Below are 21914 nucleotides of genomic sequence, written 5' to 3'. Positions count from 1 at the left end.
CAGCCAGCCGCCCGGGAACTACTTTTTCTCCGCTGCCAGTTTGGCAATACCGACGATAACCTCTACCGTTTTTTCCATAATATTCAACGAGGCAAACTCATGCTTGCCGTGATAATTATAGCCGCCGGTAAAGATATTCGGGCAGGGCAACCCCTTAAAGGAGAGCCATGCGCCATCGGTGCCACCGCGAATCGGCTTCACGTCCGGTTCCACGCCGCAGTCACGCATCGCCTGTAACGCCAGCTCAATACTGTGCGGATGCGCCTCAACGATCTCGCGCATGTTGTAATAGCTGTCTTCGATGGTGACGTCGATATAGCAGTCAGGATTCAGCCCTTTACCTACCCGCCGGGCGATATCGATCAGCTTTTGCTTACGCGTTTCAAAACTGTCGCGATCGAAATCGCGCACGATATAGCTCAGCTCGGCGCGTTCTACGGAGCCTTTAATGCTGTTCAGGTGATAAAAGCCTTCGTAACCGCTGGTAAACTGCGGTTTCTCGGTAGCGGGCACTTCAGCATGGAAACGCATCGCCAGATCCAGCGCATTCACCATCACCCCTTTCGCGGTGCCGGGATGCACATTATTACCAACGATCTTCACCGTCACCGACGCGGCGTTAAAGTTCTCGAACTGAAACTCGCCCAGGCCGCTGCCGTCAACGGTATAGGCCCACTCGGCACCAAACGCCTCAACGTCGAAATGTTCCGTACCGCGCCCTACTTCTTCATCCGGCGTAAAGGCCACGCGGATTTTCCCGTGCGGAATATCACCCTGCGCCAGCCGCGCCAGCGCCGTCATGATTTCCGCTATGCCCGCTTTATCATCGGCACCGAGCAGCGTCTTACCGTCGGTAGTGATAAGCGTGTGCCCGGTAAGCTGATGCAGCACCGGGAACATTACCGGCGACAGGATCTCTTCACCAATACCGAGCGCAATATCCCCGCCACGGTAGTTCTCCACGATCTGCGGGTTAACGTGCTTCCCGCTGAAATCAGGTGAGGTATCCACATGGGATATAAAGCCGATAACCGGCACCTGATGGTCGATATTAGCGGGCAGCGTTGCCATTACGCAGCAGTGCTCGCTAAGCGTCACCTCCTCAAGGCCCAGCGCAACCAGCTCGTCATACAGCACCCGAGCCAGCTGCCACTGCCCTTCCGTGCTGGGAACTTGCCTTGCATGCGGGCGTGACTGGGTATCAAATGAAACATAGTGTAAAAACCGGTCCAGTAGCGTTGTCATCTTTCTTCTCTCTCAATGGCCGTGAGCTATTATGGGAAGCCTGCTCCATCAACATATTGCGTCAGGTCATACTGTTAAAGCGTAGTGTGCAAAAAGACATATCGCGTTTTTTCGCGATAAATGGCGGTTATTGGTTCGGGAGCATGGAAATAACGCCGTTTTCAGGTATCATCGCGCCCCTGACTTTGTGGCGGGTCGACCGTAGCGACCACGCTTTACACACATACAGGCAGCCTGTCTGCCGATAACTTCGGGCTGAGTGACTAAAATGACGCAAACACGCGCGCAAACGGCGCTGGTTACGCTTTCTGGCATCAGTAAAGCTTTTGACGGCAAGGAAATTATTGCCGACTTTAACCTGACCATACACCACGGCGAGTTTATTACCCTGCTTGGCCCCTCCGGCTGTGGCAAAACTACTATACTGCGCCTGATTGCTGGCCTGGAAGAGACCGACAGCGGCGAGATCGTGCTTGATGGCGAAACCATCACCGCCACGCCCGCAGAACACCGCCACGTCAATACGGTATTTCAGAGCTACGCGCTGTTTCCCCATATGTCGGTATTTGAAAATGTCGCCTTCGGCCTGCGCATGCAGAAAACCCCGGCGACAGAAATTTCCGCCCGCGTTAACGAAGCTCTGGCGATGGTACAGCTCGACAGCTTTGCCGATCGTCGCCCGCATCAGCTCAGCGGTGGTCAGCAGCAGCGTGTTGCCATCGCGCGTGCGGTGGTCAACCGTCCTAAAGTCCTGTTGCTGGATGAATCGCTTTCGGCGCTGGATTACAAACTGCGCAAGCAGATGCAGAACGAACTGAAGGCGCTGCAACGCAAGCTGGGGATCACCTTTGTTTTTGTCACGCACGATCAGGAAGAAGCGCTCAGCATGTCCGATCGCATCGTGGTGCTGCGTGACGGGCGCATCGAGCAGGATGGTTCGCCGCGTGAAATTTATGAAGAACCCGCCAACCTGTTTGTGGCGCGCTTTATCGGCGAAATCAACGTTTTTGACGCCGAGGTTATCGCGCCGCTGGGTAATCAGCGCGTACGCGCCAGGGTCGAAGGACGCGAATGCGATATTCTGGTTCCTTTCCCGGTGACGCCGGGTCAGCGGCTGCATGTGCTGCTGCGCCCGGAAGATCTGCGCGTTGAAGAGATCCACGACGGCGAAGGTGCCGATGGTCTGGTGGGCTTCGTGCGTGAACGTAACTATAAAGGTATGACGCTGGAATCGACCGTCGAGCTGGAAAACGGCAAGCTGGTTACCGTCAGCGAGTTCTTTAACGAGGACGACCCGGATTTTGACCACTCGCTGGATCAGAAAATGGCGATTACCTGGGTAGAAAGCTGGGAGGTGGTGCTGCCTGATGAAAATAATGCGTAACCGTTTTCAGAAAACGATCATCACTCTGATCGTCGGCTGGCTGCTGCTGTTTGTGTTCCTGCCAAACCTGATGATTATCGTCACCAGCTTTCTGACGCGTGATGACGCTAATTTTGTCCGGATGGCGCTGACCTTTGACAATTATACCCGGCTGCTCGATCCGCTGTATGGTGCGGTGCTGTTGCATTCGCTCAATATGGCGCTGATCGCTACGCTCTGCTGTCTGCTGCTTGGCTATCCGTTTGCCTGGTGCCTGACAAAACTGCCGCCGCGCATGCGCCCGGTGATGCTGTTTTTACTGATCGTCCCCTTCTGGACCAACTCGCTGATCCGTATCTATGGACTGAAGATCTTCCTCAGCACGCGCGGCTGGCTGAATGAGTTTCTGCTGTGGCTGGGCGTTATCGACAAACCTTTTCGCATTATGTATACCTCAGAAGCGGTGGTGCTGGGCCTGGTCTATATTTTGCTGCCCTTTATGGTAATGCCGCTCTACTCCAGTCTGGAAAAGCTGGATAAATCCTGCCTGGAGGCGGCGCGCGATCTCGGTGCCAGCAAGCTACAAACTTTTTGGCGCATTATTTTGCCGCTGACGATGCCGGGCATAGTCGCAGGCTGCCTGCTGGTGCTGCTGCCCGCGATGGGATTGTTTTTCGTCGCCGATTTAATGGGCGGCGCAAAAAACCTGCTGATCGGCAACGTGATTAAGAGCCAGTTCCTGAATATCCGCGACTGGCCGTTCGGTGCTGCCACCAGCATTGTCCTGACGCTGGTAATGGGGTTGATGCTGCTCTTCTACTGGCGCGCGGCTCGTCTGCTGAACAAGAAAGTGGCCGAACTGGATAACTGATCGCCTCTGAGGCTTCCCCATACTGTACAGCCTGCAGTATGGGGAAGCGTTGATTTCCCCTTTATTGCCTTGCTTTTTCAGCGATAAGCCTTTGTTGTTATTTCTCCCCTGCGCTCGATAAAACTGAACAGGTTATTTATCTTTTTCACCGAAAAAAGGTATTATTCGCCCATATAAAAATTACCCTTTAACATAAATCGGGAAGTTTTAAGAAAACGTTATTATCGCGTTCTGTTTAATTTAAAAATTAATGTGCTCTATTATTTCTGCCAAAAGAAATACAGCGCTAATACGCATATAAAAGGAAAAATAAAACCTTTTAAATAAAGAACAAACAACGGTAAAACAAATTTAATCACTCATTATTTACAAAATAAAAATAAATTAACTTTTATTACTCAATTATGCTTCCTGCCGCATAAAAAATTTTTACGCCTGCCGGGAAGCACGCTTATAAACACAATGGGGAAGTTATGAGTAAAAGAATGGCGAGGCTGTCAGGGTGGGAAGAAGCGTCTGCCGCAGATTATCAGCGCGCCTATTTACGCTACGGCGGAAATTTTTCCACGCACCCTGAGGTGCTTGCCATCCAGAGCCAGCAATTAAAGGTAAACCAGCGTTACTTTGTAAAAACCACCCGGCTGGGAGAGATTAAAGGCGCGCTTTGCGTATGGAATAATCAATTTATCGCCAACGATTATGCCACCGCCAATATTGTCAGCACTGCCGATCTGCCGATAGCCAGAGATGAACTCATCCTGCCGCTAGCTGCTGACGAAAAATTTTTTCTGCCTTTTAACAGTAAAATCCTTTCCGCCTGTCACAGGCAACAAATCATAAATACCACCTACCGCGTTAACGCCGGGAGAACGCTCTGTCTTGCAAAAAGCGTGGCGCAGTTTTCTGCCAAAACCCGACAGACCAGGAAAAAAGAATTACGGAAATTTTTATTACAGGGCGGCGAAGTTTTACCCATCCAGCAATTTAGCGCAGATGATGTATCGATGATTTACGCCGAACTGTTTTTTAAGCGGCGTAACAGAAAGATCGAAAAATCAGATGAGCAGCGCGATTTTCTGAGACAAATTAAACCGCATATTTTTGGCAACATCCTGTTTTTCAACGGCAATCCGTGTGCTATCCAGCTCATTATGAAAGCGGAAAGCGAGCGGCACATTACCTATGACTATATTAATATCGGGCTGGACCCGGCGCTCTCTGCGCTGTCGCCGGGTACGATTATCACCTGGCTGAACGTACAGCAGGCCGACAGCGAGTGCCAGCACAAAGGTAAAGCGATGCGCTTCTCCTTCGGCAGGCCAACGGTGGATTATAAAAACCGCTGGTGCTATCAGGAACCGGTTGGACGGATACTCACGCTGTAGTCCGCTAAGCAGGCGTTTTATGTCGGTGAGATTGTCACGCCTGCGCTTCCTTTCTTTTTTAAAAGTGAACGTTCTGTGGATATCAACGTCTGTCAGCCAGTGGCGATATTATGTCCATCATCAAGCTTAACCTGCAGTAAAATCGTTATATTCGATAAAATGATGTAGAATGCGCGCCTTCGAAAGGCGGATCGACGCCCGAACGCCGTTGAGTTGATAATTTTGATGCGGTTTTATTAATAAAACAAAGGGTTGCATAGCTAATTTTTTAAGCTAATAAACAGTTTGCATAAGAAAGTGGAGCTGGAAGAATGGGCAAAACCTTACGCAGCGGCTTTATGTTCCTCATTTACGCCTGGCTGTATATTCCGATCGTCATTTTGATCGTCAATTCCTTTAACGCTTCGCGTTTCGGTATCAACTGGCAGGGCTTCAGCACCCAGTGGTATGCGCTGCTGATGAACAACGACAGTTTAATTGAGGCAGCAAAACATTCGCTGGTAATGGGCGTGCTTTCCGCCAGCTTTGCGACGCTGATCGGCGCGCTGACGGCAGTCGCACTCTATCGCTATCGCTTTCGCGGCAAGCCGTTCGTCAGCGGAATGCTGTTTGTGGTAATGATGTCACCTGATATTGTGATGGCGATTTCGCTGCTGGTGCTGTTTATGCTGCTCGGTATTTCCCTGGGCTTCTGGTCGCTGCTGGTATCGCATATCACCTTCTGTCTGCCGTTCGTGGTGATTACGGTCTATTCGCGCCTCAAAGGGTTTGATGTGCGTATGCTGGAAGCGGCACGCGATCTTGGTGCCAGCGAAGCAACCATTTTGCGTAAAATCATTTTGCCGCTGGCGATGCCCGCGGTTGCGGCGGGCTGGCTGCTGAGCTTTACCCTGTCGATGGATGATGTGGTGGTTTCTTCCTTCGTCACCGGGCCTGGCTTTGAGATCCTGCCGCTGAAGATCTATTCGATGGTAAAAGTCGGCGTCTCGCCAGAGGTTAACGCGCTGGCGACGATTCTGATGGTGCTGTCACTGCTGCTGGTAGCCGGTAGCCAGCTGCTGCTGCGTGATAAAACAAAATAGAGGAAAGGTTAATGAAGAAATGGGGTTACTGGCTGGCGGCTGGGGCGCTGGCGTTGGGCTTACAGAGCGCACAGGCTGCTGATGACGGCAAAACGCTTTATTTCTACAACTGGACTGAATATGTGCCGCCGGGACTGCTGGAGCAGTTTACCAAAGAGACCGGCATCAAGGTGATCTACTCCACCTATGAATCAAACGAAAGCATGTACGCCAAGCTGAAAACCTATAAGGATGGCGCGTACGATCTGGTGGTGCCTTCCACCTATTTTGTGGCGAAAATGCGCAATGAAGGCATGATCCAGAAGATCGACAAGAGCAAGCTGTCGAACTTCAGCAATCTCGATCCTAACCTGCTGAACAAGCCTTTCGATCCCGATAACGATTACTCCATTCCCTATATCTGGGGGGCCACCGCCATCGGCGTGAACGGCGATGTCATTGACGCGAAAAGTATTACCAGCTGGGCAGATCTGTGGAAACCGGAATATAAGCAGAGCCTGCTGCTGACCGACGACGCACGCGAAGTGTTCCAGATGGCGCTGCGCAAGCTGGGTTATTCTGGCAATACCCGCGACGCCAAAGAGATCAATGCGGCCTACGACGAGCTGAAGAAGCTGATGCCGAACGTGCTGGCGTTTAACTCTGACAATCCCGGCAATCCCTATATGGAAGGCGAAGTTAACCTGGGCATGATCTGGAACGGTTCGGCATATGTTGCGCGTCAGGCCGGTACGCCGCTGGAGATCGTCTGGCCGAAAGAAGGCGGCATCTTCTGGATGGATAGCCTGGCGATTCCGGCTAACGCCAAAAACAAAGAGGGTGCGCTGAAGCTGATTAACTTCCTGCTGCGCCCGGACGTAGCGGCGCAGGTAGCGAAAACCATCGGCTATCCGACGCCCAACCTTGCGGCGAGAAAACTGCTGCCGCCGGAAGTGGCTAACGATCCTTCTCTCTACCCTTCCGATACGGTAATTAAAAACGGCGAATGGCAGGATGACGTTGGCGACGCCAGCGTACAGTATGAGATGTTGTTCCAGAAGCTGAAGGCGGGACGTTAATCTGCCTCAGTCAATGAAAGCGGAGCCTGAGGCTCCGCTTTTTTATTTCACAGATTGAGCAACAGTTTATTTCTCAGTTAGGCACCAGACGCGATATCCAGCTAACAGACGCTGCTCATATCAGCCGGATATCAGGCTACACCAGCCGGTACAGCCCTTTCTGAAATTTTTCCACCCAGGCTGGCACCACTTCGCTGGCCAGGCCGTAATGCTTTTCGGCAAACTGGCTGCCTACCTGGCTTGGCTCCAGATTCAGCTCCACGGTATGCACGCCCTGTAACTTCGCTTCATGCACAAAGCCCGCCGCCGGGTAAACGTGCCCGGAGGTGCCAATCGCCAGGAAATAGTCCGCCTCAGAGAGCGCCTGGTAGATCTCATCCATTCCCAGCGGCATCTCACCGAACCAGACCACGTGTGGACGCAGGCGCGCCGGAAACTGACAGCAGTGGCAGCGATCGTCCACGCTGAGATCGCCGGTCCACTCCAGCACCTGGCCGCTCATGCTACAGCGCACCTTGAGCAACTCGCCATGCATATGCAGCACGCGCTGGCTGCCTGCACGTTCATGCAGGTTATCAATATTTTGCGTAACCAGCAGGAAGTTATCACCCAGTACCGCTTCCAGCTCCGCCAGCGCCAGATGTGCAGCGTTAGGCTGGATATCCGGCTGCTGGATCTGACGACGACGCGCGTTGTAGAACGCCTGCACCAGCGCCGGATCGCGGGCGAAGCCTTCCGGCGTGGCAACATCTTCAATGCGGTGCTCTTCCCACAGCCCGTCATCGGCGCGGAAAGTGCGGATACCTGACTCAGCGGAAATGCCAGCACCGGTCAGCACTACCACCCGCGGCTGTGGATGGGCCGCCAGCTCAGCGTTACGATCGCGTTCAAAAATACGCTGCCGGAAACGCTGATGCATTTTGCGCCGGGTTTTACGAAAGCGCGCAATGCGTAAACGGCGACGGGGTGTGCGCATACAGTCTCCTTTGGTTACTTAAGATGCAGGAATGCCGCACCGCGCATTCCACCTGCGTCCCCATGACGCGCACGGGCAAAGCGCGGCGGCTTCGCCACCGGTAGCAGGTGGGGTTGCACCTGTTCCGCCAGTCCGTCATAGATCGCGTCAAACCGGGATAATCCGCCGCCAATCACCACCAGATGCGGATCGATAAGAGTCAACAGATTGCCCAGGCATACCGCCAGCAGGGCGCGGAAGCGTTCGGTATGCGCCCGCGCCTGAGGATCGCCCTGCGCATAGCGTTCGGCGATCGCTTCCGCACTGAGCGTCTGTTGATAAAAATGGTGGAACAGCCAGGCAAAGCCGCGCCCGGAAAGCAACGTCTCCATGCAGCCGCGCTTACCGCAGCCACACAGCGGCAGTGGAACGCCCTCGCCCAGCACGCTTAACGCATCCAGCGGCAGGCGCATATGCCCCATTTCGCCAGTGACGCCGCTGCGCCCGGAAACCGGTCTGCCCTCAACCACCAGCCCGCCGCCGACGCCGGTGCCAAGAATCAGCCCCAGCACCACCGGGTAATGCTGAAATTCCTCGTCCCAGGCCTCGGAAAGGGCAAAACAGTTCGCGTCATTATCGATGCGTACCTCACGATCCAGCCGCGCACTCAGATCCTGAGCAAGCGCCCGCCCGCGCGCCGCCGGAACGTTGGCGGTGAACAGCGTGCCATCTTCAGGGTTAATCAGGCCCGGCACGCCAATGCCGACGCTGCCCCCCGTTCCGGTCAGCGCATCCGCCTCCGCCGTCAGGCTAACCAACGCGGCCAGCAGCTGCGCGTAATCATCCCGCGGCGTGGCGATACGTTTGCTCCAGACCAGCTGACGCTGTGGGTCATATACGCCGAGCGCAATTTTGCTGCCGCCCATATCGAAGCCGTAATACATCTTGTCACCCGTCACGTCAGAATCACTGTCCACTTAATACCCGTGCCGGATCGATACGGCTGGCGCGCCGCGCCGGATACCAGCTTGCTAGCAGGCTCAGCACAATCGCCGTCGCCAGTACCGAGATCACATCAAGCCAGTGCAGCTCCGAGGGCAGAAAATCGATAAAGTAGATATCGCCGGAAAGGAAATGATGTCCGGTCAGATGTTCAATGCCTTTGATCAGCGGCGTCAAATTCAGCGCCGCCAGCACGCCAACCACAACACCGCTCAGGCTGCCCAGCAGCCCGGCACGCAGGCCATACCAGACGAAGATAGCGCGAATCAGGCCATCTTTCGCGCCCAGCGTGCGTAACACTGCGATATCGCTGCTTTTATCTTTTACCGCCATCACCAGCGTGGAGACAATATTAAAGCAGGCGACACCGATCACCAGCACCATCGCCAGATACATAATGGCGCGGATCATCTGGATATCGCGATACATATAGCCGTAGGTGCCGATCCAGCTACGCAGATAGACGTAAGACTGCGTCACTTCGCCCGCATCGCGTACCAGCTTAACGGCATTAAAGGGATCGTTCATCTTTAGCGCGATGCCGCTGATGTCGTTCGCCTTATCCAGATAGCGCTGTGCATCGGTTAGCGGCACCAGCGCCAGGCTGTGATCGAGCATACCGCTCAGTTGCAAAATCCCGCTCACCTGCAGGCGAATGCGCTTCGGCTGCAACAGTTTATTCTGCCCGTCACTGTTCGGGATCATCACCGTCAGCCAGTCACCCTGGCTGATACCGAGTGATTTCGCCACGCCGCTGCCGATAATGATCTGCTGCTTGCCGGGGCTGAAGCTGGACCAGGCATCGTTCTGCACAAACTGCGGCAGCGCGCTCAGGTGGGTTTCCCGCGCCGGATCGACGCCTTTTATCTGAATCGCCTGTAGCTTCGCCCCGCTCTCCACCAGCCCGGTAAAGTTAATATAGGGCGCGGCAGCGGCGATGCCCGGCACCTGCTCAATGCGCGGTAACATCTGCTGCCAGCCGTTCAGCGAACCGTCAACCGGTTCGATCTCGCCGTGCGGCACCACCGCCAGAATGCGGTTATTCAGCTCACGCTCGAAGCCGTTCATCGCGCTCAGGCCAACAATCAGCACCGCCACGCCCAGCGCAATTCCCAGCGTGGAAATCACTGAAATCAGCGATACCATGCCGCCGCGCCGCCGCCCGCCGCTGAAACGCGTGGCTAACAGTAAAGAGAGTGAAGCCATTACAGCGCTCCCGTCAGCGTTACCTGCTCGCTAAGCTGACCGTCGCGCATTTCGCGCTGCGCGGGAAGCCGCCTCGCCAGGTGCAAATCGTGGGTAACCACCAGAAACGCGGTGCCCTGACGAACATTCAGCTCGCCCAGCAGATCGAAGATGGCGTCGGCATTGCGCGCGTCAAGGTTGCCGGTCGGCTCATCAGCCATGACCAGCCGTGGATTATTGACCAGCGCCCGCGCAATCGCCACGCGCTGCCGCTCGCCGCCGGACAGTTCGGCAGGACGATGCGCGGCGCGTTTATCGAGGCCAACCGCGCTCAGCATATCCAGCGCTTTCTCCTGCGCTTCCTGCTTGCTTTTTTTACCGATCAACAGCGGCATCGCCACATTTTCCAGCGCGGTGAAATCAGGCAGCAGATGATGGAACTGATAGATAAATCCCAGCTCGCGGTTGCGCAGCTCCGCTTTTTGTGCGGAGGTCATGCCGCCGAGGGCGCGTCCGTTGAACAGCACATCGCCGGAAGTCGGCGCGTCCAGCCCACCCAGCAGATGCAGCAACGTACTTTTACCGGAACCGGAACTGCCAACGATCGCCATCATTTCGCCGGGCCGCATAGTGAAACTGACGTCGCGTAACACGTCTGTCTGCACGCTCCCTTCCTGATAGCGTTTGCACAGTTGGTGACACTGTAACAGAATAGATTCACTCATAGCGTAAAGCCTCAGCGGGTTGTACGGCGGCGGCGCGCCAGGATGGATAAAGCGTTGACAGCAACGCCAGCGCCATGGCGGTCAACGCAATCACGCTCACCTGCCAGTAAGAGATCGCTACTGGCAGCGCGGCACCGTTAAGGAACATACCGATAACCGGCATCAGGTTATTCAGCTGGCTGGCCAGCAGCACGCCGAGCAGCGCACCGAGCAGCGCGCCAATAATCCCGGCGCTGGCCCCCTGTACCATAAACACCAGCATGATCTGACGGGGAGTCAGTCCCTGAGTTTGCAGAATCGCCACTTCGCCCTGCTTCTCCATAATCAGCAGGCCGAGCGAGGTGATAATGTTAAACGCCGCCACGGCGATGATCAGGCTCAGCAGCAGCCCCATCATATTTTTTTCCATCCGCACCGCCTGGAAAAGATCGCCTTTGCGGTCGCGCCAGTCTTTCCAGACCAGCCCCGGCGGCAACGGCTGCTCGCTAAGGCTATCCACCTGTAACGGCTTATCCAGCCACAGACGCCAGCCGGTAATGTTACCTGTTGGATAACGCATCAGGCGCGAGGCGTCCTGCTGGTTAACCAGCATCTGATAACCATCCACCTCGCTGTTGGCGGCAAAGGTGCCGATAACGGTAAACAGCCGCTGGCTGGGCAGACGTCCCATCGGCGTAAACTGACTGGCGGAAGGCACCATCAGGCGCAGCCGATCGCCACGTTTGACGCCGAGCTGACCTGCCAGCTGTTCACCCAGAATAACATTGTACTCACCGGGCAGTAGCGCCTGTTGCTGAACGTTGACCAGATAAGGTGACAGCGGATCGGCCTCATTCGGCTGTACGCCAAGCATCACACCCACCGCCACGCTGTTGGCGCTTTGCAGCACCACATCGCCGGTGGTCAGCGGCGTGATGCGACTTACGCCCTCCAGATGTAGCTCGCTGGCGGGTTGCTGTTGTGGATTAAGCGAGCCTTTTTCTCCGGTAATCAGCGCCTGCGGCATCAGGCCGAGGATATTGCCCTCCAGCTCGCGCTCGAAACCGTTCATCACTGACAGAACGGTGACCAGCGCCAGCACGCCAAGGGTGATGCCGATAGTAGAAAGCCAGGAAACAAACCGGCCAAAGCGGTCTGCGGCACGTCCGCGCATGTAGCGCAGACCAATAAATAACGCGACAGGTTGATACATGAGATCCGTCTTATGCGTGGCAAAAAGCAAAGTAGTCAGGATGATAAAGGAGCCGCCTGCTTTATGGAACCTTTACCCGCCAGTGTTAACGCGAAAGATGCGTCAGAATTTTTCAGCCGCTGTCCGCTGGCGGAAAATAGCGCAGACGACGCCGTCTTCCTCGCTCCTGCACCAAACTGCACTATACTTGCCCTTGATATTTAAAGGGTTAAGGATATAAACCAGCCACAGCAGCGGTACCGGAGCCGTTTATGAGTAAGTATGCAAAAGGCACAATTGTCAAACATCAGTCTGGTGAAATTCGCGTTATGGTTATCGCTGTTTTCTCACAGGGTGATTTTTCCGCCAGCTATCAGGTGCGCTGGGACGATGCGTTTTATTACCGCCATCCCGCCTTCTGACACAGGTTACGGCGCGGCGTATCATCCTGTTGGAGCAAAAAGCCTGCCTCAGCAGATGATCCGTGCCGCGTTCTGTGGAATGATTACGCCCCTGAAATAAACAGAGAGAACGTCGAAAAGACTATGCCCGAACAGATTCGCTATGCCCTGCCCGCCGCGGCAGCCGATCAACGCCAGCTGGGCCAGCTTACCGGTGCCGCCTGTGCCGTTGAATGCGCGGAAATGGCGGAGCGTCACCCCGGACTGGTGATGCTGATTGCGCCGGATATGCAAACGTCGCTGCGGCTGCAGGATGAAATCAGACAGTTTACTCGCCAGCCGGTTATCAGCCTGGCAGACTGGGAAACGCTACCGTTCGACAGCTTCTCTCCCCATCAGGACATTATCTCTTCGCGCCTTTCCACGCTCTATCGCCTGCCGACGCTGGAGCGCGGCGTGCTGATCCTGCCGGTGACCACCCTGATGCAGCGCTACTGCCCGCACGAATTTTTGCATAGTCATGCGTTGGTGATGCATAAAGGCCAGCAGCTGTCACGCGATCGCCTGCGCGATCAGCTGGAACAGGCAGGCTATCGTCACGTCGATCAGGTGATGGAGCATGGCGAATACGCCACGCGCGGTGCGCTGTTGGACCTGTTTCCGATGGGCAGCGAACAGCCCTACCGTATCGACTTTTTCGATGATGAGATCGACAGCCTGCGGCTGTTTGACGTCGACAGTCAGCGTACGCTGGAAGAGGTTGAGGCGATCAACCTGCTGCCCGCGCACGAATTCCCGACCGATAAAGCGGCAATTGAGCTGTTTCGCAGCCAGTGGCGCGAGCATTTTGATGTGCGCCGCGAGCCGGAGCATATCTATCAGCAGGTAAGTAAAGGTACGCTGCCCGCAGGCATTGAATACTGGCAGCCGCTGTTTTTCGCGCAGCCGCTGGTGCCGCTGTTCAGCTATTTGCCACGCGGCACGCTGGTGGTCAGCACCGGCGATCTGGAAGCGAGCGCCGAGCGTTTCTGGCAGGATATTATGGCGCGCTTCGAGAATCGCCGCGTCGATCCGATGCGCCCATTGCTGCCGCCGGAAACGCTCTGGCTGCGTACCGACGGGCTTTTTGCCGAGCTGAAAAAGTGGCCGCGGGTGCGCATGAGCGGCGAAACGCTGCCGGATAAAGCGGCCAACAGCAACCTCGATTATCAGCCGTTGCCGGAGCTGGCGGTGGAACCGCAGGCAAAAGCGCCGCTGGATAATTTGCGCCGCTTTCTGGAAAGTTTTCACGGTGCCGTGATCTTTTCCGTCGAGAGCGAAGGCCGCCGCGAAGCGTTACAGGAGCTGCTGGCGCGCATCAAGCTGCAACCGAAAGCGATTCAGTGCCTCGATCAGGCCAGCGCAGCGGGCCATTATCTGATGATTGGTGCCAGCGAGCGCGGTTTTATTGATAATCTGCGCCAGCGCGCGCTGATTTGCGAAGGCGATCTGTTGGGCGAACGCGTCAGCCGTCGCCGCCAGGATACGCGTCGCACTATCAACCCGGATGTGCTGATCCGCAACCTGGCGGAACTGCATCCCGGTCAGCCGGTGGTGCACCTTGAGCATGGCGTGGGCCGCTATATCGGCCTGACCACGCTCGAAGCGGGCGGCATCAAAGCGGAATACCTGATGCTGGCCTATGCCAACGATGCCAAACTCTATGTTCCGGTCTCTTCGCTGCATCTGATTAGCCGCTACGCTGGCGGCGCGGATGAGAACGCCCCGCTGCACAAGCTGGGCAGCGATACCTGGTCACGTGCGCGTCAGAAAGCGGCGGAAAAAGTACGTGACGTGGCGGCGGAACTGCTGGATATCTATGCGCAGCGCGCTGCTAAATCGGGCTACGCCTTTAAATACGATCGTGAACAGTATCAGCTGTTTTGTGACAGCTTCCCGTTTGAAACCACGCCGGATCAGGCGCAGGCGATTAATGCGGTGCTGAACGATATGCGTCAGCCGCTGGCGATGGATCGGCTGGTGTGCGGCGATGTTGGCTTTGGTAAAACCGAAGTGGCGATGCGCGCTGCTTTTATGGCGGTAGAAAACAATAAGCAGGTAGCGGTACTGGTGCCGACCACGCTGCTGGCGCAGCAACATTACGATAACTTCCGCGACCGCTTCGCCAACTGGCCGGTGCGCATTGAGATGCTTTCCCGCTTTCGTAGCGCCAAAGAGCAGGCGCAGGTGCTGGAACAGGCAAGCGATGGCAAGATTGATATCCTGATCGGCACCCATAAGTTGTTGATGAGCGATCTGAAATGGCGCGATCTCGGACTGCTGATTGTCGATGAAGAACATCGCTTTGGCGTACGTCATAAAGAGCGCATCAAGGCGATGCGCGCCGATGTCGATATTCTGACGCTGACCGCCACGCCGATTCCGCGAACGTTAAATATGGCGATGAGCGGTATGCGCGATCTGTCGATTATCGCTACCCCACCCGCCCGTCGCCTGGCGGTGAAAACCTTTGTACGCGAGTATGACAGCCTGGTGGTGCGCGAGGCGATCCTGCGTGAAATTTTGCGCGGCGGTCAGGTTTATTATCTCTATAACGACGTAGAGAATATCGAGAAAGCGGCCCATCGTCTGGCGGAGCTGGTGCCGGAAGCGCGTATCGCTATCGGTCACGGGCAGATGCGCGAGCGCGATCTGGAACGGGTGATGAATGATTTCCATCACCAGCGTTTTAACGTGCTGGTCTGTACCACCATTATCGAGACCGGTATCGATATTCCTACCGCCAATACCATTATCATCGAGCGCGCCGATCACTTTGGCCTGGCGCAGCTGCATCAGCTACGCGGGCGCGTCGGGCGTTCACATCATCAGGCCTACGCCTGGCTGTTAACGCCGCCGCCGAAAGCGATGACCACCGATGCGCACAAGCGTCTGGAGGCGATCGCGTCGCTGGAAGATCTGGGCGCGGGTTTTGCCCTGGCAACGCACGATCTGGAAATTCGCGGCGCGGGTGAACTGCTGGGCGAAGATCAAAGCGGCCAGATGGAGAGCATTGGCTTCTCGCTCTATATGGAGCTGCTGGAGAACGCGGTTGATGCATTGAAAGAAGGACGTGAACCATCTCTGGAAGACTTGACCCGCCACCAGACGGAGATCGAGCTGCGAATGCCTGCCCTGCTGCCGGACGACTTTATCCCGGACGTCAATACCCGCCTCTCTTTCTATAAGCGCATTGCCAGCGCTGACGATCGTCGCGAGCTGGATGACCTGAAGGTAGAACTGATCGATCGCTTCGGCAATCTGCCGGATGCGGCGCGTAACCTGCTGGATATCGCCGCGCTGCGCCTGTCCGCACAGCAGCTTGGCGTGCGCCGGATTGAGGCCAGCGAAAAAGGTGGCTTTATTGAGTTCGCAGAGAAAAACCAGGTTGATCCAGGCTGGCTGATTAGCCTGTTGCAGCAGGACCCGAAACAGTGGCGGCTTGATGGCCCAACGCGTCTGAAGTTTACTCGCGACCTGGAAGAGCGCAAGCTGCGCATGGACTGGATACGTGAGCTGATGGAGCAGATGCAGGCGCACATGCTGGCAAGCTGACAGATAAAAAAAAGGGGCCGCAATGGCCCCTTAATATGCTGATAAAGACAGGGTAGTTATGCGCGACTATCGTTGTCGCTGTTATTAAGGATGAGTTGACCGTTACGATCGAGCGGAATGCGGGTGCCGGGATCGTTTTCCATTCGAATTTTTCCCTGCTGATCGCCAATTTTATAGGTGACGTCATAGCCCAGCATTTTATCCTGCTTATCGTAAACGGTTTTACAGCGCTGCTCGGTGGTAGTGTAGGTATCACGGTCCTGCAGGCTGCCCTGCACCTGATGCCCCGCGTAGCCACCCGCCAGTGCTCCGGCAACGGTAGCAACATCTTTACCGTGCCCACCACCAAACTGATGACCTAATACGCCACCAGCCACCGCGCCCAACACCGATCCGGCGATGCGGTTTTCATCCTGCACCGGGCGACGATGGGTCAACGTTACGTTGCGACACTCCTGACGGGGATTCTTGATAGTTTCCTTGATGGGCGTTGCGGAAATAACCTGTGCGTACTGGGGGGCAGGATTGAACACATTCATGCTGGCGACAGCAGCGCAGCCCAGAGCAGCCACTACACCAATACCTATACCCGCTATCATTGATTTATTCACAGGAAAACCTCCTGGTAATGTTACCGCGCAATCTTACCGCTGCTGCTTCCGTTGCAGCCTGGTATCCTCGGCGTGCGCGACCCGCCGTGGTAGTAATAAAAATTTTGCAGACGCAGGGGTAAAGCGGCAATCAGATAAAGGGAAGAAAAGCGCTAAAGCGCAGTAAAGACTGGCTTTTCAGAGAGTTCTTAACAAATGCCGGGAAGGGATAAACAGCCTGCGCCACTGATGCGACGCAGGCCAGCATTAAGCCAGCAGATGTGGCTTAGTGCAGCTTCAGACGGGGGCGAATCACGCGGTTAATGCTGCCAACCAGCATCATCAGGCCGGTTTTAAAATAGCCGTGCAGTGCAATCTGGTGCATACGGTAGAGCGAGATGTAGACGAAACGCGCAATGCGCCCTTCCACCATCATCGATCCACGCATCAGGTTACCCATCAGGCTGCCAACCGTGCTGAAGCGGGAGAGCGAAACCAGCGAACCGTGATCCTTATAGACGTAAGGTTTTAACGCCTGACCGCGCATCTGCGCCAGAATATTATCCATCGCCTTTGAAGCCATCTGGTGCGCCGACTGCGCGCGCGGCGGTACAAAGCCCCCTGACGGCAGCGCACAGGATGCACAGTCGCCGATGGCATAAATGTCATCATCGCGCGTGGTTTGCAGCGTCTCTTTTACTACCAGCTGATTAATGCGGTTGGTTTCCAGCCCGCCAATCTCTTTCATAAAATCTGGTGCTTTGATCCCAGCCGCCCAGACCATCAGATCCGCCGCAATAAAATCCCCGCTTTTGGTGTGCAGGCCATCTTTGTCGGCGCTGGTTACCATCGTTTGCGTCAGTACCTGTACGCCAAGCTTGGTTAATTCCTGATGCGCCGCAGCGGAAATACGCGGCGGCAGCGCGGGCAGAATACGCTCGCCCGCCTCCACCAGCGTCACGTTCAGGACCTGGTTATCCAGCCCCTTATAGCCGTAGCTGTGCAGCTGTTTGACCGCGTTATGCAGCTCGGCAGAAAGCTCCACGCCGGTTGCGCCACCGCCGACGATGGCAATGTTAATTTTTTCCTGCTCGCTGGCGTTAGCTGAATATTTCAGGAACAGGTTCAGCATTTCATTATGAAAACGCTGTGCCTGATGCGGGTTATCGAGGAAGATGCAGTGCTCCTTCACGCCCGGCGTACCGAAATCATTCGAGGTACTGCCCAGCGCCATGACCAGCGTGTCGTAAGCAACCTCGCGCGCGGGCACCAGCACCTCTCCCTGCGCATCGCGAATTTCTGCCAGCTGTAGCCGTTTATTTTCACGATCGATATTAACCAGCGAGCCAAGCTGAAACTGAAAATGATGATTGCGCGCATGGGCAAGATAGCTGAGCGCGTCGATCCCTTCATCCAGCGAACCGGTAGCCACTTCATGCAGCAACGGTTTCCACAGATGGCTGTGGTTGCGATCCACCAGGGTAATTTCCGCCTTTTTGCTGCGGCCCAGCTTATGCCCCAGCTGCGTTGCCAGCTCCAGACCGCCAGCGCCTCCCCCAACAATAACAATCTTTTTCAACGGTATAGTCAAAAGACCCCCTCAAAATGTAAACCAAAGGTTAAATATAAGTTAATAAAAACTTTAGATAACATAGGGTTGCGAAATTAAATCGCGAGCTACGGTGAGAATAACATGACGGGGTAAGTTGGTCATACCAAATTTGATGCAGATCAATTTTTCCCCATCACGCTAGCAGCAAGGTGCAGGAAAGCGGGATAACCATCAGCGTTATCCCGGCAGGCAGGCGTTAGCCCAGCGTTTTGAAGGCTTTGATACGTTGTAAGTAAGGAGAAAGCGAAGGAAATTTATGCGGCTGCTCTTCATCCCAGATCAGTTCATACCAGGGTTGTAGCGTTTGCGCGCTGCGCTGGCTATCGAGCATATCGTCATGACGCGAAAGCAGTACCAGACAGCGATCGCGATTCTTCTCGCGAAAGTTATCAACGCATTTGGTGGCGATATCAAGGTACTCTTCCGGACGATCGATTTTGTCGCCCATATTGTCATAGGGCCAGAGGTTAGGGTTAATGACCACCTGGCGAATATCGCAAAGGAAGCCGATGCGCTCGGCCCAGTAGCCGCCCAGCCCGACGCCGCAAATCAGCGGGCGATCGTCAACGTTCAGCATCAGCATCTTGTCTGTCTCTTTCAGCAGATGCTGCATATCATGCTTCGGATGGCGGGTACTGTAACTCAGCAACCGCACGTCGGGATCGATAAACTGCAACTGCAGCACTTTTTCATGGTTGCCCGGACTACTGGAATCAAAACCGTGCAGATAAATAATCATTGTTATCCTCACCCTTGATTAACCTGCCGGGCATTGCGGTTAACTGCCCGACGCCTTGTGCGCCAGCCAGCGCGACTGGAGCGCGCTTAGCGCCTCGCTGGCCTGCTGCCAGCGCGTTGAATCCAGCAGCTGCTGACGACTGAACGATCCCTGATGATACAGGCGGCTTACCCGCTCTGCCTTGATCGCAGGCAGATTATCCAGCACGCTAACCGCACCCTGGCGATGGTTGCAGACCAGAACCATATCGCAGCCAGCAGCCAGCGATGCCTGCGCCCGCTCGGCATAGCTGCCCATGATCGCCGCGCCTTCCATAGAAAGATCGTCGGAGAAAATAATACCATCAAAGCTTAGTTCACCGCGCAGCACCTGCTGTAGCCAGAAAGCGGAACCGCTCGCCGGGCGCGGATCCAGCTGCGTGTAGATAACGTGCGCAGGCATGATGGCATCCAGTGCGCTTTCCGCTATCAGCTGCTGAAAAATCGCCATATCGTGCTGGCAAATGGTAGCAGCATCGCGCTCATCACGCGGCGTTTCTTTATGGGAGTCGGCGCTGACGGCACCGTGTCCGGGAAAATGCTTACCGGTAGTTTTCATGCCCGCTTCACGCATTCCGGCAATAAAGCGACGAGCAACGCGCAGCGCGATCTGCGGATCCTCATGAAAAGCGCGATCGCCAATCGCCGCGCTGATGTGCCCAATATCCAGCACCGGTGCGAAGCTGATATCAATATCCATCGCGATCATTTCCGCTGCCATCAGCCAGCCCGCCTCCTGCGCCAGCGCATCGGCCTGCTCCGGCGCGTTCAGGGCAGCAAAGGACTGCATCGCGGGCAGCGTGGTAAAGCCATCGCGGAAACGCTGTACCCGCCCGCCTTCCTGATCGACCGCCACCACCAGCCGCGTATGGGAAGCGGCGCGAATTTGCCGCACCAGCTCGCGTAGCTGGGCGGGATCGTGATAGTTACGCGCAAACAAAATCAGACCGCCTACCAGCGGATGGGCCAGAATTTCACGCTCTTCGGCGTCCAGTTCGTAACTTGTTACATCCAGCATCACCGGACCGGGTATCGACATGATGATTTCTCCTGTAAAAACTGGCGCACATCATAGCGGGAATGCGCAAGCGGCGCGCTAAATTTGTCGCCAGGCTTCTACGGCGAGCTGACACAGCGCGTCATCGCCACTCTGCTCCCAGCGCAGCTGATACCAGCTGGCTGTCAATAGCTGAAGCCAGGGTTGCCAGCGCGCCACCTGACGGCCTAGCGTAGCAACATTGAGGTGGCTGACGCGGGCGTAATCGGCCAGCAGACGGCGCTGCGCGGCAATGTCCAGCGCGTTGCCGCCGATAACCGCGGCCAGCTCCAGCGCGACATCACCGTCGGCAGCATATTCCCAGTCAATCAAACACAAGTCGTCACCCTGTCGCAGCACATTGCCGGGATGAATATCCATATGCAACAGCCCCAACCGTAACGGCGAAGGCTCGCCCTGCTGCGCCAGCCGTCGTAGCCGACGCAGCCAGCGCGGATGACGATAACGACAGCGCTGCCAGTAGTGCTGGAGTAAAGGCAACAACCGTAGCCGATAGCCGCTCAGTGGCTGACGATGCAGCTGCGCCATCAGCGTAACCAGCTGCGGCTGGAGCGCAGAAAAATCCGCAGGCGACAGCGTCTCGCCGGGTAGCCACTCCAGCAACAGCCAGCGTGTATTGCTCGCCAGCGCGCGCGGTGCCAGCCCGCTCGCCGCGAGGCTATGCAGAATACGCCGCTCACGTCGACGGCAGATAAAGGGAATGGGAGATGATGGAGTACGACGTGCCAGCCACTGCTGCGAACCGCAAACAACCCTGCCGGACAGCCCGGTCAGGCCATTTAGCGGATAAAAAGAACCGGCAGACGACGCTGCCGGTTGTTGAGCATCAATCAGCGACTGTAGCTCGCGATCAATGCTGTACGCTGCCATTGCCCGACCAGATAATTTCTCCTGTTTGCACCAGCATCAGCTGCATTTGCAGCTCAGGGGATTTAACATCGCCCTGTGCGTTGCTGTAAAGCACGTACTGCGCGCCAACGTAGCGCGCCAGCCCCACCGCTTTACTACGCGAGGAGAGACTATCTTCCGGTGACAGGCCAAGCGTTTGCTTAGCCTGAGCGAGCTGCTGCGGCGTGACCAGCGTAAAGGTATTATTGTTGGCCAGCGCGTTCTGTAAGGCTGTCGTTGCCTTTGCTGCCTGCAGGCTACCGTTGGTACTGTTTTTGATACGATCGACCAACAGCACGCTACCCGGTGTAATGCCCTGCGCCTGTAGCATTTGTTTCACTAATGGCTGGAGGCTGGCATCCCAGTCGATGCTTTTCAGCTTCGGCGGCTGCGGCACCGCTTCACCCGGTTGCGGGCTGGTTATCGGCGGCGGCTGTACCACGACCGGCGGTGCAGGCTGCACCGGTTCTATCGGCGCGGGCGGCTGTTGCGGCTGTTGGTTGTTAATACAACCGGCGAGAACGAAAGCCAGCAGCATTACGCCGGAGAGTTTTACACCTCTGGACACGGTTTTTCCCCTTACAGATAAAGATAAAGACGAACTTTACTCGCCATCAGGTTGCCTATTTGCGAGCCGATTTCAACCCGTTGATTGCCCGGTACAACCACGGTACGTGGCGCTTCAAAAGGCTGAATTTCAAGCCCTTTATCATCATACCAGTAAAAACGGTAATGAACGGTGACCGGCTTGCTCTGCTGGTTTTCCAGCAGGCTTACCGCGCGCTGCTGCCCGGCCTTTTCAGAAAGGGTTGGCTTGCTGGTGAGGATGCCCGCCGACAGGACCGATGATTCCATGATCAGCGACTGCGATGTATCGATCATCGGTTTATCGCTGCTACAGGCGGTCAGAAGCAAAACCAGCGGCAGGCTGGCAAATAAGGCACGCATAGTGG

21 protein-coding genes are annotated in these 21914 nt (G+C 55.8%); 8 read left to right on the top strand and 13 right to left on the bottom strand.

The features are described from left to right. Window positions 1-18 precede the first annotated feature (18 nt). A complete protein-coding gene (gene pepT / locus C7M51_RS04710; RefSeq protein WP_160620724.1) occupies window positions 19-1245 on the bottom strand; it encodes a peptidase T in 1227 nt (408 codons plus the stop codon). 268 nt (window positions 1246-1513) lie between these two features. Here pepT and potA point away from each other — a divergent pair, with 268 nt between their 5' ends. The 5 genes from potA (at window position 1514) to potD (ending at window position 7004) form a co-directional block, all read left to right on the top strand. Continuing rightward, entirely contained in the window at window positions 1514-2629 is a 1116-nt protein-coding gene (gene potA / locus C7M51_RS04705) for a spermidine/putrescine ABC transporter ATP-binding protein PotA (RefSeq protein ID WP_160620723.1), read from the top strand. After that, window positions 2622-3479, top strand: coding sequence for a spermidine/putrescine ABC transporter permease PotB (potB, locus tag C7M51_RS04700; RefSeq protein ID WP_160623567.1), 858 nt, complete (start codon window positions 2622-2624; stop codon window positions 3477-3479). The genes potA and potB overlap by 8 nt, the downstream gene beginning before the upstream one ends. Window positions 3480-3952: 473 nt before the next feature. Then, window positions 3953-4864, top strand: a complete 912-nt coding sequence (locus C7M51_RS04695; protein WP_160620722.1) for a GNAT family N-acetyltransferase — start codon at window positions 3953-3955, stop codon at window positions 4862-4864. Window positions 4865-5175: 311 nt separating this feature from the next. Next, window positions 5176-5946: a spermidine/putrescine ABC transporter permease PotC gene (potC, locus tag C7M51_RS04690; protein ID WP_160620721.1), complete on the top strand. Its 771-nt coding sequence runs from the start codon at window positions 5176-5178 to the stop codon at window positions 5944-5946. An 11-nt stretch (window positions 5947-5957) separates the two neighbouring features. Beyond that, window positions 5958-7004: a spermidine/putrescine ABC transporter substrate-binding protein PotD gene (gene potD, locus C7M51_RS04685; protein WP_160620720.1), complete on the top strand. Its 1047-nt coding sequence runs from the start codon at window positions 5958-5960 to the stop codon at window positions 7002-7004. A gap of 136 nt (window positions 7005-7140) precedes the next feature. On the opposite strand, the gene cobB is transcribed toward potD, so the two are convergent. Genes cobB through lolC form a run of 5 tightly spaced genes read right to left on the bottom strand, consistent with a single transcriptional unit; the run spans window position 7141 to window position 12063 of the window. Continuing rightward, window positions 7141-7980: a Sir2 family NAD+-dependent deacetylase gene (cobB, locus tag C7M51_RS04680; protein ID WP_160620719.1), complete on the bottom strand. Its 840-nt coding sequence runs from the start codon at window positions 7978-7980 to the stop codon at window positions 7141-7143. Between the two features lie 14 nt (window positions 7981-7994). Beyond that, window positions 7995-8903 (bottom strand): N-acetylglucosamine kinase, encoded by a 909-nt coding sequence (gene nagK / locus C7M51_RS04675; RefSeq protein ID WP_160623566.1) that lies wholly within the window; start codon window positions 8901-8903, stop codon window positions 7995-7997. Between the two features lie 22 nt (window positions 8904-8925). Beyond that, a complete protein-coding gene (gene lolE / locus C7M51_RS04670; RefSeq protein WP_160620718.1) occupies window positions 8926-10167 on the bottom strand; it encodes a lipoprotein-releasing ABC transporter permease subunit LolE in 1242 nt (413 codons plus the stop codon). Further along, on the bottom strand, window positions 10167-10871 hold the full coding sequence (gene lolD, locus C7M51_RS04665) for a lipoprotein-releasing ABC transporter ATP-binding protein LolD (protein WP_160620717.1): 705 nt from the start codon (window positions 10869-10871) through the stop codon (window positions 10167-10169). The genes lolE and lolD overlap by 1 nt, the downstream gene beginning before the upstream one ends. Next, window positions 10864-12063 carry a lipoprotein-releasing ABC transporter permease subunit LolC gene (lolC, locus tag C7M51_RS04660; protein WP_160620716.1) on the bottom strand — a complete coding sequence of 400 codons (1200 nt, stop codon included), beginning with the start codon at window positions 12061-12063 and terminating at the stop codon, window positions 10864-10866. Before lolC ends, lolD begins: the two co-directional genes overlap by 8 nt. Before the next feature lie 12 nt (window positions 12064-12075). Between lolC and C7M51_RS04655 the strand changes: the two genes are divergently transcribed. The 3 genes from C7M51_RS04655 (at window position 12076) to mfd (ending at window position 16037) form a co-directional block, all read left to right on the top strand. Then, on the top strand, window positions 12076-12267 hold the full coding sequence (locus C7M51_RS04655; RefSeq protein ID WP_160620715.1) for a hypothetical protein: 192 nt from the start codon (window positions 12076-12078) through the stop codon (window positions 12265-12267). Window positions 12268-12314: 47 nt separating this feature from the next. After that, window positions 12315-12464 (top strand): hypothetical protein, encoded by a 150-nt coding sequence (locus tag C7M51_RS04650; protein WP_160620714.1) that lies wholly within the window; start codon window positions 12315-12317, stop codon window positions 12462-12464. Window positions 12465-12587: 123 nt separating this feature from the next. After that, window positions 12588-16037, top strand: a complete 3450-nt coding sequence (mfd, locus tag C7M51_RS04645) for a transcription-repair coupling factor (protein ID WP_160620713.1) — start codon at window positions 12588-12590, stop codon at window positions 16035-16037. 56 nt (window positions 16038-16093) lie between these two features. Here the strand turns inward: mfd and C7M51_RS04640 are convergent, their stop codons facing one another. From C7M51_RS04640 to C7M51_RS04610, 7 genes are all read right to left on the bottom strand, one after another. Next, a complete protein-coding gene (locus C7M51_RS04640; RefSeq protein WP_160620712.1) occupies window positions 16094-16648 on the bottom strand; it encodes a glycine zipper 2TM domain-containing protein in 555 nt (184 codons plus the stop codon). 265 nt (window positions 16649-16913) lie between these two features. Continuing rightward, window positions 16914-18218: an NAD(P)/FAD-dependent oxidoreductase gene (locus tag C7M51_RS04635; protein WP_160620711.1), complete on the bottom strand. Its 1305-nt coding sequence runs from the start codon at window positions 18216-18218 to the stop codon at window positions 16914-16916. 217 nt (window positions 18219-18435) lie between these two features. After that, window positions 18436-18978: an alpha/beta hydrolase YcfP gene (ycfP, locus tag C7M51_RS04630; RefSeq protein WP_160620710.1), complete on the bottom strand. Its 543-nt coding sequence runs from the start codon at window positions 18976-18978 to the stop codon at window positions 18436-18438. 39 nt (window positions 18979-19017) lie between these two features. Further along, window positions 19018-20055 (bottom strand): beta-N-acetylhexosaminidase, encoded by a 1038-nt coding sequence (gene nagZ / locus C7M51_RS04625; RefSeq protein ID WP_208852117.1) that lies wholly within the window; start codon window positions 20053-20055, stop codon window positions 19018-19020. Between the two features lie 57 nt (window positions 20056-20112). Then, window positions 20113-20943: a thiamine kinase gene (thiK, locus tag C7M51_RS04620; protein WP_160620709.1), complete on the bottom strand. Its 831-nt coding sequence runs from the start codon at window positions 20941-20943 to the stop codon at window positions 20113-20115. Further along, window positions 20924-21529, bottom strand: a complete 606-nt coding sequence (lpoB, locus tag C7M51_RS04615) for a penicillin-binding protein activator LpoB (RefSeq protein WP_160620708.1) — start codon at window positions 21527-21529, stop codon at window positions 20924-20926. Before lpoB ends, thiK begins: the two co-directional genes overlap by 20 nt. 11 nt (window positions 21530-21540) lie before the next feature. After that, a complete protein-coding gene (locus C7M51_RS04610; protein ID WP_160620707.1) occupies window positions 21541-21909 on the bottom strand; it encodes a YcfL family putative periplasmic lipoprotein in 369 nt (122 codons plus the stop codon). Between the last annotated feature and the right edge of the window lie 5 nt (window positions 21910-21914).

It is taken from the genome of Mixta intestinalis (assembly GCF_009914055.1).
In the GTDB taxonomy this organism is placed as follows: domain Bacteria; phylum Pseudomonadota; class Gammaproteobacteria; order Enterobacterales; family Enterobacteriaceae; genus Mixta; species Mixta intestinalis.
This window is presented reverse-complemented; position numbering and strand designations above follow the sequence as displayed.